Raw genomic sequence first — 13,067 nt, forward strand, 5'->3', positions numbered from 1 at the left:
TTCTCCAGAATTTCTTGGGAAAACTTTACCGGCTCTATAAATGAGCCGGTAGTGTCACTTCCTCCCTATTTTGCTTATACTAAGAATAATATGTTTTTAGCTTAGATCAGTACAATAATTCCATTAGTTTTATTGCACTTAAAATCAAATTGTTGCGGTTACGAGGTGATAATATTAATAAATATTCTATCGACCAATTTGTTAATGCTACTGAGAAGTCATCTAATGATGGTGAAAGGGTCAGACTTGAAAAAGAGCGGTTCCTGGAAATTGACCTTGAAGGTAGTATTTGGACCAAGATGGGGTCAATGGTCTGCTATTATGGTAATATCAAATTTACACGGGAAGGTGTGCTTGAACACGGTATTAGCAAACTTGTGAAAAAAACACTTACCGGTGAAGGAATGTCACTAACCAAGGCTGAAGGTACAGGAAAACTATTCTTAGCTGACGCAGGGAAGAAAGTATCTGTACTCTACCTAAAAGATGAATCAATAGTTGTTAATGGTAATGACCTGTTGGCATTTGATAATTCACTTTCATGGGATTTTAAAATGATGAAAAAGTTATCAGGTATGGTCTCAGGTGGCCTATTCAATGTTCGACTTGAGGGTACTGGTATGGTAGCTATAACCACACACTATGACCCCATGACATTAAAGCTTACAGGAGATGAGAGTGTTTACACTGACCCAACAGCAACCGTAGCTTGGTCTGGTGATTTAGTTCCTGACCTGAAAACTGACGTTTCCATGAAAACCTTGCTTGGAAGAGCGAGTGGAGAAACTATTCAAATGGCCTTTCAGGGCACTGGTTTTGTGGTGATCCAGCCATATGAAGAAGTTCCGTTCCAGATGTCATCTAGCAAGTAATAATAAGATCAGATTCAAGATTTAGTTAAAAGCTACTAGCTATTAACTACAAATCTATTTTTTTCTATTCATTTTTAGTGGAGGATAAAGAATCAATATTTAGTATAGTGTTGCAATTATTGTTATCTTCATCTCTTAATTGCCTGCACACATCACATATTCTCATTTCTAAGTTATCCACATTATCAGCTTTCATATCTTCAGCTATAGCTCGAATTGAGGTTCTGATATTGTCCTCAAAGACTATTCTGTATCCCCTTTTTTTTGAAATATATTGCGATATTGCTGAAGGTGTAGTATCCAGCTTTTTTGCAATTTCCTGTTGTGAGAATCCATTATTGACCAATTCTTCAACAATAGCTGCTTTTATGGCCGGTAGTACGTCCCAAACTACGGTCTGACATGGCATTTTCATATGTGAAACCTTATACTGATCTGTTGTATGTATATTATAGAATAAGTTTTAAAATAACAATTGTGAATATATGTATGGGAATAAAGATTTTTCTATTGGTGCAATAAATTGTCAATAGAGGTACAATTATATATTAACAATTGTTAATTTAGATTTCACGATTGTGAATTGGGTGTTGTATAACTCTGACAATGTATTCATAATCAAAGTTAAGTGTGATATATGTCAGCCGAGGTGACAGAGTGGCTAATGTGACCGACTGCAGATCGGTTTTCCGGGAGTTCGAATCTTCCCCTCGGCATTTTCAGCATCAAAGGAATGGAGGCACAATTTGGTATTACGGGTCTATAATACTCTTACAAGAGAGTTGGAAAATTTTGAGCCAATGGTTGGAGATCATGTTAATATGTATGTATGTGGGCCTACAGTCTATGATGATTGCCATCTTGGTCATGCCAGAAGTTATGTGGCCTTTGATGTGATTAGAAGGTATCTTCGATATAGTGGTTATGATGTGAAGTATATAATGAACATCACTGATATCGATGATAAGATTATTCAACGGGCAACCAGATCTCAAGAGGATCCTTTAAAACTAGCTGCCAAGTTTACTGATTCTTTTCTTGAAGATATGGAACGACTTAATATACATTCTCCAGATGTCCAGCCAAAGGTAACTGATCATATCAATGAGATAATAAATATCATATCAGGATTGATAGATGGTGGATTTGCTTATGTTACCAGTAAAGGTAACGTATATTTTAATCTTCTAAGTTCTCAAGATAAGATTGGTATTTTAAGTCATCAAACACTTCAAGGACTGTTGGAAGGGTCAGGTTATAGGGTAGGAGTTGAAGATGACAAGAGACATCAACTTGATTTTGCGCTATGGAAATCCTCTGATGAAACTGAGATTGGTTGGGAGAGTCCGTGGAGTAAAGGTCGACCAGGTTGGCATATTGAATGTACTGCAATGGCTGTGAAATATAGTGGTGGTCAATTAGATATTCATGGTGGTGGTATGGATCTAGTGTTCCCTCATCATGAAGCTGAGATTCTCCAATCAGAAGCATATACTGGTAGAGGCCCATTTAGTAAATATTGGATGCATAATGGTTTTTTGACAATAGATAAAGAAAAAATGTCAAAGTCACTTGATAATTTCTTTACAATAAAAGATGTTCTCAAGAGATATTCTCCAGAGACGATTAGGTTCTTTTTAGTGTATACGCATTATAGGAGCACTATTGATTTTAGTGACGATAATCTGCAGGAAGCTGAACAAGCTGTAAAAAGAGTTCAAACAGCTTTTGAAAACTCGAACTATGCACTAATAAATTCAAAAGAGGATGCCAAAGATCATGGACTCCTTGAACTTGTTAGTTGGACAAGGAATGCTATAAAAAGTGCTATGAATGAAGATTTCAATACCAGAGAAGCGTTAGGGCATTTGTTTGTATTCATACGTAAACTGAACCCCATTCTATCTAAAACCGACCTATCATATACTTCTATAGAGCATGTGGTACATTTCTTTGAAGAGATAGATGATATATTTGGTATTCTGGTAAAGAATAATGGGCAGGAACGAGATACTAAAATAAGCAGTGATGAAATTGAAAGTCTAATTTTGATCAGAGAACAAGCACGTGGAAATAAGGATTGGGCAACAGCTGATCAGATAAGAGATCAACTTCAGGAAAAAGGAGTTGTTATTGAAGATTCTAAAAACGGTACTCGTTGGAAATGGCAATAGGAATAGGTGTGATCATATGAGTTTTACATATACTTGTTGTTGATATTGAAGCTCTTGTTTGATATTTGATTTGATTTAATATATTGTATGGCACAGTAGAAGATAATCTAGTTTATTTATTTAGGGTATAGGATGTATTTGATATGGGAAAAATTTACAAAGATATTACATGGACTATAGGGAACACGCCTCTTGTCCGGCTTAACAGATTAACTAAAGGTTTGAATGCGGATGTTCTGGTAAAGCTTGAATCTTTTAATCCAATGGGTAGTGTGAAAGATAGGATTGCACTTGCAATGATAGAGGCAGCTGAAAGAGATGGGCTAATAGATAATAATACTGTTATAGTAGAACCAACGAGTGGAAATACTGGTATTGCACTTGCTGCAATATGTGCTGCACGTGGTTATAAACTTATTCTGGTCATGCCAGAAACGATGAGTGTTGAGAGAAGGAAGTTGTTAAAAGCATACGGTGCAGAGCTTGTTCTCACTCCTGGTACTAAAGGTATGAAAGGAGCCATAAGTAAAGCTGAACAGGTAGTCGCTGAAGATGAAAACAAGGTCTATATTCCACAACAGTTCAGAAATCCAGCAAATCCCGCAATTCATCGAATAACAACAGCTGAAGAGATATGGCGTGATACTGATGGTGAGGTAGATATTCTAGTGGCTGGAGTAGGTACTGGAGGTACAATAACTGGAACCTCACATACTCTAAAAAAGAGGAAACCTTCACTCAGATCGATTGCAGTTGAACCCGAAGAATCTCCGGTTATAAGTGGAGGAAAACCCGGTCCTCATAAAATACAGGGGATAGGTGCAGGTTTTATACCTGAGGTTCTGGATATTGATATCATTGATGAGGTGGTTAAGGTCAATGCAGGAAATGCAGCAGAGACTACTAGAAGACTTGCATTAGAAGAAGGAATTTTAGTAGGTATCTCAGCGGGCGCAGCTACATATGCAGCAGTTGAAATAGCGTCACGTGAAGAATCTAAAGGGAAAACCATTGTTGTTATGCTACCGGATACTGGTGAAAGGTATTTGAGTACGGAGACATTTGAGATATGAATTAAGAAATAGAGTTACCAATGAACTATATACAGTTAGGACTAATTAATTGAGAAAAACAACCCATTATGAATATGAATAAAATTCAGGATATATTTCCATAAATGAAAGGTGTTAATATGAACAATGATTTTAGTGACTTGAAAGCAGTTTTTTTGAACTGTACTCTAAAAAGATCACCTGAACTATCTCATACTGAGGGTTTGTTTAAGATATCTCGATCAATAATGGAAAGAAATCGAGTAAAAGTAGAATCAATAAGACCAGTTGATCATGAGATAGCTTATGGTGTATATCCTGATATGAAGGAAAAGGGTTGGGACGTTGATGACTGGCCGATGATATTTGAAAAGGTTATGGAATCTGATATATTGATCATTGGTACACCTATATGGCTTGGCGATAAGTCATCTATCTGTACTAAAGTTATAGAAAGATTATATTCGTCTTCAGGTGATCTTAATGAAGATGGCCAATATGCATATTATGGAAGAGTTGGTGGTACTCTGATTACCGGTAATGAAGATGGAGCAAAACATTGTGCTATGAATATCTTATACTCAATGCAACACCTCGGCTTTTTAATACCGCCACAAGCGGATGCTGGTTGGTTAGGTGAGATTGGTCCAGGTCCATCTTACCTTGATGAGGGGTCAGGTGGTCCCGAGAACGATTTCACTAACCGTAACACTACCTTCATGACATGGAACTTGATGCATATGGCAAGAGTGCTTAAAGATATTGGTGGAATACCAGCGTATGGAAATCAAAGATCAAAATGGGATGCAGGGTGTAGGTTTGATCACCCAAACCCTGAATATAGATAATAACTAAAAAAGGAATTTGTTGAAATGGTAATGTATGATAGGTATGAAGGATCTTTATTAGGACTTGCAATTGGTGACGCATTAGGTGCATCTATAGAATCAAAAAGTAGGGGTACGTTTGAACCAGTATCTGATATGATCGGCGGTGGACAGTTTGACCTTTTACCAGGGCAATGGACCGACGATACATCTCAGGCACTGTGTTTAGCAGAAAGTCTAGTGACTAAAAAAGAATTTGATCAGACGGATCAGTTAAATAGGTTACTTAAATGGTATCGCGAAGGATACTTGAGCAGTAAAGATGAAGCGTTTAGTATAGGTCCTACCACCTCTGAAAGCCTGGAACGGTTTGAACGAGATGGTACTGTAATCGGTCCATTAAAAAAGGAAGGTAAAGCTACTAACGGCTCATTGATGAGATTAGCACCTGTACCACTAGCTTTTGCCCTGAAACCGGAGTTAGCGATTGAATATGGTGGTAAGAGCTCGATATCAACTCATAACTCAACAGTAGCCATTGATGCGTGCAGGTACATGAGTTCTTTGATAGTAGGTGCATCAATGGGTGTAAGAAAAGATATTTTATTATCAGAATTCTATTGTCCATACGGTGATTATTGGAATTCTCATCGACTATGTCCCGAGATCGAAATGATTGCACGTGGTTCTTTTAAGAAAAAGAGTTCGTCTGAGATTAGAACAACAATGGATGTAACAAATACCCTTGAAGCTGCATTATGGGCATTTTACAATACTGATAATTTTGAAGATGGATGTTTATTGGTAGTTAACCTAGGTGATGATGCGGATACTTCAGGAGCTGTTTATGGTCAGTTGGCCGGTGCTTATTATGGGAGATCAGGTATTCCCTCGCATTGGCAGTCAAAATTGTTTGAACGTGAATTAATAGTATCTTATGCACGACAACTTACAGGGCTATTCAAGTGAATTTGACTTATAGACAAAGGCTCAAGATCATATTATATTATTTTTGAACCTGCTTTAGGACCTGGTTGCGAGTCGAATACTTCATCTACATGGATCATGACAGCTGCTTTCTTTGGCATATCAGGCATCAATGAATTGACCCATTCAACCATCTCATCATATTCAGGTCCACTAGTCTTGACCTCAGCAGTACCTTTGATCTGATATGACCTTTTAGTGTATCCATCATAGACAACAAAAGCAACTTTATTGTTTTCCTGCAAGTTCTGCTTAGTCTTGTTAAAGAAATTATCAGCGACCATAATTGTATCTTCATTAACTACTTTAAGAAATCCTACAAATGCTACGTTTGGTATACTATCTGCACTAGCGGTCGCGATGGGTACAGGATTCTGTTTTTCTATAGTTTGGATCATTTCAGGTGTCATTTTAGCCATATTAATTTCATCTCCTAGCTAACATTTTGTTTATCGTATTGTAGTATCACAACTTTTTAATTTTTTCTGCAATATCTTTACCAAGACGTATACATTCAGCCATATCTTTCTCTGTTGGTTTGTATTGTATCCGTAATACCGGATCAATTACCTGAACCCCTTCTTTTCTCATGATATCAGCAATCATTACAGGTGCTTCACCACTCCATCCATATGAACCAAATGCTGCACCCACTTTTCCTTTAATATCAAGCTCTACCAATTTATCAATGAACTTTTTAATAGGAGGATGCATTGAATAATTAAAAGTTGAAGACCCTATTGCAATACCATCAGCTAATGCTACATCTTCTGGATTCCAATCATAGAAGCTTTTAACCTCTACATCAACACTTCTTGAACTTGCACCTTCGGCAATACCTTCAGCCATCATCTTGGTGTTTCCTTGTGTACTTAGATACACTACAGCTAATTTTGGCATATTTAATTACTCCCACATTTATTACGGAATAGACTAAAAAGAACAGGTAAAGAAGAATTAGTTTAATTGTTCAAATAGTTTATTGTGTACTGCACTGTGGATCGGATATTTGTCGAATCCCACATTTTTGACAGTCAGATTCACTGCATATCTCGTTCTCAAACTTCCATTTGAGTCCCCATTTCTTGATATGACTTATTATCTCAATAAACTCTTCACCACTTTCAGTCAATGAATAATTGCAACGTACAGGTGTACTGTCAGATTCGACATCCCTTTTTATTAATCCATGGTCTTGCAGTTCTTTTAGACGGGTGGATAATGTTTTTGGTGTGATGCTGTGGAGCATATACTTGAGTTCATTGAAATGTTTTTTACCATTTCCTTTATGCAGTTCTAATAGAATACATAATGTCCATCGTTTTCCTATTATATCCATCGTTTTGTATAGGGTACAATCTTTCATAGTATCTTATATGAAACCATTTCTTATATAAATAGGTATCATTATAATATTAGGTATATACTGGATACTAAAAGGAGGAATTGTATGTTTTGTTTTCAATGTCAAGAAACATCTAAAGGAACAGGGTGCACAAAAGCAGGTGTGTGTGGTAAACAGGGAAATGTAGCAGACTTGCAAGATCGACTTATCTATGTTCTAAAAGGTATAGCTTACTATAATTCAATTGCAAGAAAACACGGGAGTGTCAAGAGTTCAACTGAGAGGTTCATGTTAGATTCATTATTCTCGACACTAACAAATACCAACTTCAGTGAATCAACGTTTGAGGAGCGTATAACTGAAGGAATTAAGATACGTGACAGTATCAGGACAGAACTTGAGAGTAAAGGTATTGATACTGGAACTAATACTAATGTTAATGTCCCCCATCCCGCAACAGTGACTCGAGATGAGCTCGATGTAAGTGAAAACGTGGGTGTTCTGGCTACTGATGATGAGGATATAAGGTCACTTCGAGAACTCCTGACATATGGGGTTTAAAAGGAATTTCCGCATATGCACATCATGCGGCTGTGTTGGGCTACACTGACGAAACGATATTCGATTTCTTTGAAAAAGGACTTTTAGCAACGGTTGATGACGAGCTATCAGTTGACGATTTAACTGGACTTGTGCTAGAATGTGGGGATGTGAGTTTAACTACTTTACAATTGTTGGATAAAGCTAATTCACAAGTATATGGTCATCAACAACCTACAGAGATAAATATTGGGACTAGAGAGAACCCTGGTATTTTGATAAGTGGTCATGACCTCAAGGACCTGGAACAATTACTTGAACAAAGTCAAGGTACTGGTGTTGATATTTATACTCATGGCGAAATGATACCAGCAAAAGCATATCCTAGTTTCAAGAAATATGATAATTTCATTGGAAATTATGGCAATGCCTGGTGGAAACAAAAAGAAGAGTTCGATAAGTTCAATGGTCCCATCCTAATGACAACTAATTGCCTGGTACTACCAAAAAAATCATACATTGACAGAATTTATACTACAAGTATTGTAGGATTTGACGGAGTACAACATATAGAAGTGAATGAAGATGGTTCCAAGGACTTCTCTAAGATCATTGAACATGCTAAAAAATGTGCAGCTCCTGAACAGATCGAGGATGGTACAGTATTAGCAGGTTTTGCTCATAATGCAGTACTTAATTTGGCAGATAAAGTTGTAGATGCTATCAAGCAAGGAAATATCTCTAAGTTTGTTGTCATGGCCGGTTGTGATGGTCGCCATAAAGAAAGACAATATTACACTGACTTTGCTCAACAATTACCTGATGATACAGTTATCTTGACTGCGGGTTGTGCTAAATACAGGTACAATAAACTTGGTCTGGGTGATATTGATGGAATTCCAAGAGTACTCGATGCAGGTCAATGTAATGATTCATATTCATTGATAGTGATTGCACAAAAACTTGCTGAAGTGTTTGAAGTAGATGACATCAACGAATTGCCTATAGCATATAATATAGCATGGTATGAGCAAAAATCAGTAGCTGTTTTACTAGCATTGCTGAGCCTTGGTGTAAGGAACATAAACCTGGGTCCAACATTACCTGCCTTTTTATCGCCTAATGTATTGAATGTGCTTGTGGATAAGTTCAATATTAGTCCCGCTGAAAATGTAGAGGCTGACATGAAGAGATTATTATGATGCTTTCATAATCTCTTTATTTATTTTCATTATTTTTTAATCACGTCTCTTAAATTAAGTATACCTTTTGTTGGTGGTACTTTTTTTGGGCATATTCCTACACATTTATATACCACATCACATCCCCAAACACCATTTTCTGTATTTATTGTATTCAATAGACCGTTTTTAGATTCCTGGTCATTACGCGGATCTAGATAATATCGCCATGCTTTTGCTAATGTAGCTGGTCCCATATATTGTTCGTCATGTTTAAATGCTGGACATATACTGTGGCAGAGTGAACACAGTATACAATTAGTGAACTGATCGATCTTTTCATGCATTGCAGGTTCTATCAGAGTATTAGGATCAGTATTATCATGACGACCTTCATCAATCCACGGTTTGATTGAATACACGAGGTCAAAGAATGGTTCCAGATCAACAACAAGGTCTTTAATAATATTGGAGTTAGGTAACGGTAAGGGTTCAATTAAGATCTCTTCTTTGAATTCATCCATTTCCTTGTTCTTCAACAAAACATCGTTTGAATTACTTTCATTTATGATCTCTTTTTTAATGGTTGATATCTGTGTTTTGCAGGCAAGTCTTGGAACTCTATTTATCAGCATAGCACAACTTCCACAAACTGCTCCTCTACACGAATAGCGGAAACATAAACTTCCATCGACCTTTTCCTGGATATGAAATAATGCATCAAGTACTGTCATCCCTTTCTTCTCTTTAATGTGGAACGTGTCGTACCATGAACTCGTATTATCATTTCGCTGAATAACTAATTTGGTCATTAGTATTCCCTCGTCTCAGGCATCACGTCTAGTATAACAGCATTTTTATAATCGATAGTTGGTGCACCATGCTCATCTTTAGTTACTAATGTATGTTTTAACCACTCATTATCGTCCCTTTTATTGTGATCAGTACGATAATGTGAACCACGACTTTCTGTCCGTGACAATGCGCTTAATGTTATTACATGTGCAAGATCTATCATTCCTTTAAGTTCAATGGTGTTTACTAACTCTAAGTTGTATTGCTTTGACATGTTAACTACATTTAGCCGTATACTCTTTTCTTTTAATTCCAGTATTTTACTAAGTGCTACTTTCAATCCTTTTTCATTTCGGAAAATACCAACATGCTCTTGCATTAGACTGCGAACCTCGTCTTTTAGATGAGCAAAACTCTCATTATTACTACTACTACTACCACTACCACTACCGCTACTATCAATATCCATATCCATAATATCTTGGATATCGTTTTTCACATCATTCAACACTTCTACAAGTTTTTGTTCAGTAGGTGAAAATGTGTTTTCATCAACGAATTTTGCAGCATCTATACCAGCTCTTTTCCCGAACACCACAGTTTCAAGTAAAGAATTACCACCAAGCCTATTTGCTCCATGGACACTTATACAGGCACATTCACCAACTGCATAAAGCCCCGGTACTTTAGTTTTCCCATTCACATCACAACAAATACCACCCATTGAATAATGTTGACCGGGTTGTACTGGTATAGGGTTCTCGATAGGATCGATATCTGCAAAGTTCCTAGAAATCTCTCTTATACCAGGTAATTTCTTATTGATCACATCTTTACCAAGGTGGGTAAGATCAAGGTATACATAATCTCCTTCAAATCCATGCCCTTCATTGATCTCTTGTTGAATTGCTCGTGCAACGATATCTCGAGGAGCTAATTCCATTGAATCCTTGGCATACTTTTCCATGAATCTTTTATTCTCAGAATTTAGAAGATATCCACCTTCGCCTCGTGCACCTTCTGTGATAAGTATATTAGTGTCCCAGAGTGTGGTTGGATGGAATTGCACGAATTCCATATCCTTTAATTCAGCTCCTGCATGGTATGCTAGACTTATACCAAAACCGGTATTGATCAATGCATTAGTAGACCTTGCATATATTCTTCCATATCCACCAGTAGCCATTATGGTAACTTTAGATTGAAATATTTCAAGTTCTGAATCTAATAAGTTCATAGCAATGCAACCAACGCATTGTCCATCTTCTATAACAAGCTTGGTCACCAACCATTCAGAATAGATCTTAATACCATACCTCATCACCTGTTCATAGAGTGTATGTAAGATATTATGTCCTGTCCGGTCTCCTGCATAACATGTTCTAGGATATGCGGCACCACCAAATGGTCGTTGTGCAAGATTTCCGTTAGAATCCCTTGAAAAGTTACAGCCCAATGTATCAAGTTCATTTATTGTATCAGGTGCATCTTTACAAAGAACTTGTACAGCATCCTGGTCAGCTAGATAATCACTTCCTTTAATGGTATCAAAAGCGTGTTTTTCCCAACTATCGTCTGATCCAATTGCTGCATTAATGCCACCCTGTGCGGCTCCAGAATGACTTCTAATAGGATATACTTTTGATATGATCGCAACACTTTTACCTGAACGCTGTGCTTCTAATGCTGCTCTGAGCCCTGAAAGACCTCCCCCAATGATTATAATATCATGTTGTATCATTCATAGACCTCGTGACCTTAAGCGGGTCTAAACTATCATCTAGCTCATCCTCTGACATAATTCCTAGCTCCATTACAATAGACTTAATACTTTTATTTTCTCTGTTTGCCTTTTGAACGATTTCAGCGACTCTATCATATCCAAGCTTTGGTGCAAGAACAGTAGCTATAGATAGACTATTGTTCATTAGTTCTTCACATCTTTTACTATTAGCCTTCAAACCACGAAGACAATTTATGTTAAATACTTTGATTGCATTGGATAATATTTCTAGTGAGCGAAGTATATTATGTGTTATTATTGGTGTAAATACATTTAGTTCAAGCTGACCCGCCTGTGATGCAACCACTGTAGCACCATCATTCCCAATCACTTGAAAACAGACCATGTTCATCATTTCAGGCATTGCAGGATTCACCTTACCCGGCATGATCGAGGAACCTGGCTGGACGGCTTTTAAGCTGAGTTCACCAATAGATGTTCGTGGATCACTTGCAAGTAATCTAATATCATTTGATATTTTTATCAGTTCTACAGCAAGTCCTCTTAAAGCTGCAGAGAAGGTAAGCGCTGAACCAGCCGTTTGAGTAGCTTCAAACCGGTTTTTAGTTAGCCTGAACTCGTGTCCCGTAATTAATCTTATCTCTTTTAGTGCAATTGAAGAAAAACCACGGGGAACATTTATTCCAGTACCTACAGCTGATCCTCCAAGGTTCAATTCAAGTAGGTCGGTTAATGCTGATTCTATTCTGTTCTTGGCGAGTTCGATAGATCTAAAGTATCCACTGAACTCCTGTCCAAGTGTTATCGGGACAGCTTCCTGTAAATGAGTTCGACCAGGTTTTACAATTGTATTATTTTCACTTATTATCTCATCCAAGATAGTTAACATCTCATCAATAACAGGTAATAACTTCAAATGAGTCAGTTCTACTATAGATACATGCATTGCTGAATGTATTGTATCATTTGATGACTGTGACATGTTAATATGGTCGTTTGGATGGATGATATCGTATCTACCCTTATCAAACCCCATACGTTCGAGTGCAAGATTAGCTATAACTTCGTTCATGTTCATGTTTTGAGAAGTACCTGCACCTGCCTGGAATACGTCCACTACGAATTGGTCAAGATATTTCCCGCTTCTGATCTCAAGTGCAGAATCAATTATTGATTTGGTTATCAATGGATCAAGAAGTACACCACATTCTCTATTAGCTTTTGCAGCAGCCAATTTAATTGCAGCCTGTGCTTTAATAAAACTGTGCGGTAACGTATCGCCACTTATAGGAAAGTTTTGTGTAGCTCTAACTGTCTGTGGTCCATAATATACGTTACTAGGTACTCGAACTTCTCCTAAACTATCTTTTTCAATTCTTACCAATCAACCACCAGGCTACCTTTAAAAAAACAATATGTAAAAAAGATTGTTTATACATATGATCTATTATAAATATTTAAATTTCAAGTTATAAATAAATGGCCTTTAATCCAATATTTGAAAGAATATTGGGCTATAGGACATAATCAAAGTACCAAGTATCATAGTT

At 37.0% G+C, this 13,067-nt stretch carries 12 protein-coding genes, 1 tRNA gene and 1 pseudogene; 7 read left to right on the forward strand and 7 right to left on the reverse strand.

Translation table 11 applies throughout. From position 1 onward, the window contains the following. Positions 1 to 149 precede the first annotated feature (149 nt). Positions 150 to 872, forward strand: coding sequence for an AIM24 family protein (locus tag J2T59_RS03595; RefSeq protein WP_259134015.1), 723 nt, complete (start codon positions 150 to 152; stop codon positions 870 to 872). A 64-nt stretch (positions 873 to 936) separates the two neighbouring features. Here J2T59_RS03595 and J2T59_RS03600 read toward each other — a convergent pair whose 3' ends face one another. After that, complete coding sequence (locus J2T59_RS03600) at positions 937 to 1,287, reverse strand: transcriptional regulator (RefSeq protein WP_259134018.1); 351 nt, start codon at positions 1,285 to 1,287, stop codon at positions 937 to 939. A 228-nt stretch (positions 1,288 to 1,515) separates the two neighbouring features. Between J2T59_RS03600 and J2T59_RS03605 the strand changes: the two genes are divergently transcribed. The 5 genes from J2T59_RS03605 to J2T59_RS03625 all read left to right on the forward strand — a co-directional run bounded on the left by J2T59_RS03605 (position 1,516) and on the right by J2T59_RS03625 (position 5,894). Next, a tRNA-Cys gene (locus J2T59_RS03605) sits at positions 1,516 to 1,588 on the forward strand. A 30-nt stretch (positions 1,589 to 1,618) separates the two neighbouring features. Further along, positions 1,619 to 3,046: a cysteine--tRNA ligase gene (gene cysS / locus J2T59_RS03610; RefSeq protein WP_259134021.1), complete on the forward strand. Its 1,428-nt coding sequence runs from the start codon at positions 1,619 to 1,621 to the stop codon at positions 3,044 to 3,046. A 143-nt stretch (positions 3,047 to 3,189) separates the two neighbouring features. Next, a complete protein-coding gene (gene cysK, locus J2T59_RS03615; protein ID WP_259134023.1) occupies positions 3,190 to 4,119 on the forward strand; it encodes a cysteine synthase A in 930 nt (309 codons plus the stop codon). A gap of 119 nt (positions 4,120 to 4,238) precedes the next feature. Beyond that, a complete protein-coding gene (locus J2T59_RS03620; RefSeq protein ID WP_259134025.1) occupies positions 4,239 to 4,946 on the forward strand; it encodes a flavodoxin family protein in 708 nt (235 codons plus the stop codon). A 24-nt stretch (positions 4,947 to 4,970) separates the two neighbouring features. Further along, complete coding sequence (locus tag J2T59_RS03625; protein WP_259134027.1) at positions 4,971 to 5,894, forward strand: ADP-ribosylglycohydrolase family protein; 924 nt, start codon at positions 4,971 to 4,973, stop codon at positions 5,892 to 5,894. Positions 5,895 to 5,926: 32 nt separating this feature from the next. Here J2T59_RS03625 and J2T59_RS03630 read toward each other — a convergent pair whose 3' ends face one another. The 3 genes from J2T59_RS03630 to J2T59_RS03640 all read right to left on the reverse strand — a co-directional run bounded on the left by J2T59_RS03630 (position 5,927) and on the right by J2T59_RS03640 (position 7,278). Continuing rightward, positions 5,927 to 6,331, reverse strand: a complete 405-nt coding sequence (locus J2T59_RS03630; protein ID WP_259134030.1) for a pyridoxamine 5'-phosphate oxidase family protein — start codon at positions 6,329 to 6,331, stop codon at positions 5,927 to 5,929. Between the two features lie 46 nt (positions 6,332 to 6,377). Continuing rightward, complete coding sequence (locus tag J2T59_RS03635) at positions 6,378 to 6,812, reverse strand: flavodoxin domain-containing protein (RefSeq protein WP_259134032.1); 435 nt, start codon at positions 6,810 to 6,812, stop codon at positions 6,378 to 6,380. Positions 6,813 to 6,891: 79 nt separating this feature from the next. Continuing rightward, positions 6,892 to 7,278, reverse strand: a complete 387-nt coding sequence (locus J2T59_RS03640; RefSeq protein ID WP_259134033.1) for a winged helix-turn-helix transcriptional regulator — start codon at positions 7,276 to 7,278, stop codon at positions 6,892 to 6,894. A gap of 84 nt (positions 7,279 to 7,362) precedes the next feature. Here J2T59_RS03640 and hcp point away from each other — a divergent pair. Further along, positions 7,363 to 8,999, forward strand: a pseudogene (hcp, locus tag J2T59_RS03645) (hydroxylamine reductase). Between the two features lie 29 nt (positions 9,000 to 9,028). On the opposite strand, the gene J2T59_RS03650 reads toward hcp, so the two are convergent. The 3 genes from J2T59_RS03650 to J2T59_RS03660 are packed head-to-tail and all read right to left on the reverse strand — an operon-like array spanning position 9,029 to position 12,901. Beyond that, positions 9,029 to 9,790: a succinate dehydrogenase/fumarate reductase iron-sulfur subunit gene (locus J2T59_RS03650; RefSeq protein ID WP_259134035.1), complete on the reverse strand. Its 762-nt coding sequence runs from the start codon at positions 9,788 to 9,790 to the stop codon at positions 9,029 to 9,031. Continuing rightward, the gene (locus tag J2T59_RS03655; protein ID WP_259134036.1) at positions 9,790 to 11,514 is read right to left on the reverse strand and encodes an FAD-dependent oxidoreductase; all 1,725 of its coding nucleotides are present in this window, start codon (positions 11,512 to 11,514) and stop codon (positions 9,790 to 9,792) included. Before J2T59_RS03655 ends, J2T59_RS03650 begins: the two co-directional genes overlap by 1 nt. Further along, on the reverse strand, positions 11,501 to 12,901 hold the full coding sequence (locus J2T59_RS03660) for a class II fumarate hydratase (RefSeq protein WP_259134038.1): 1,401 nt from the start codon (positions 12,899 to 12,901) through the stop codon (positions 11,501 to 11,503). The genes J2T59_RS03655 and J2T59_RS03660 overlap by 14 nt, the downstream gene beginning before the upstream one ends. Between the last annotated feature and the right edge of the window lie 166 nt (positions 12,902 to 13,067).

The sequence above is a fragment of the Methanosalsum natronophilum genome (genome assembly GCF_024808815.1).
In the GTDB taxonomy this organism is placed as follows: domain Archaea; phylum Halobacteriota; class Methanosarcinia; order Methanosarcinales; family Methanosarcinaceae; genus Methanosalsum; species Methanosalsum natronophilum.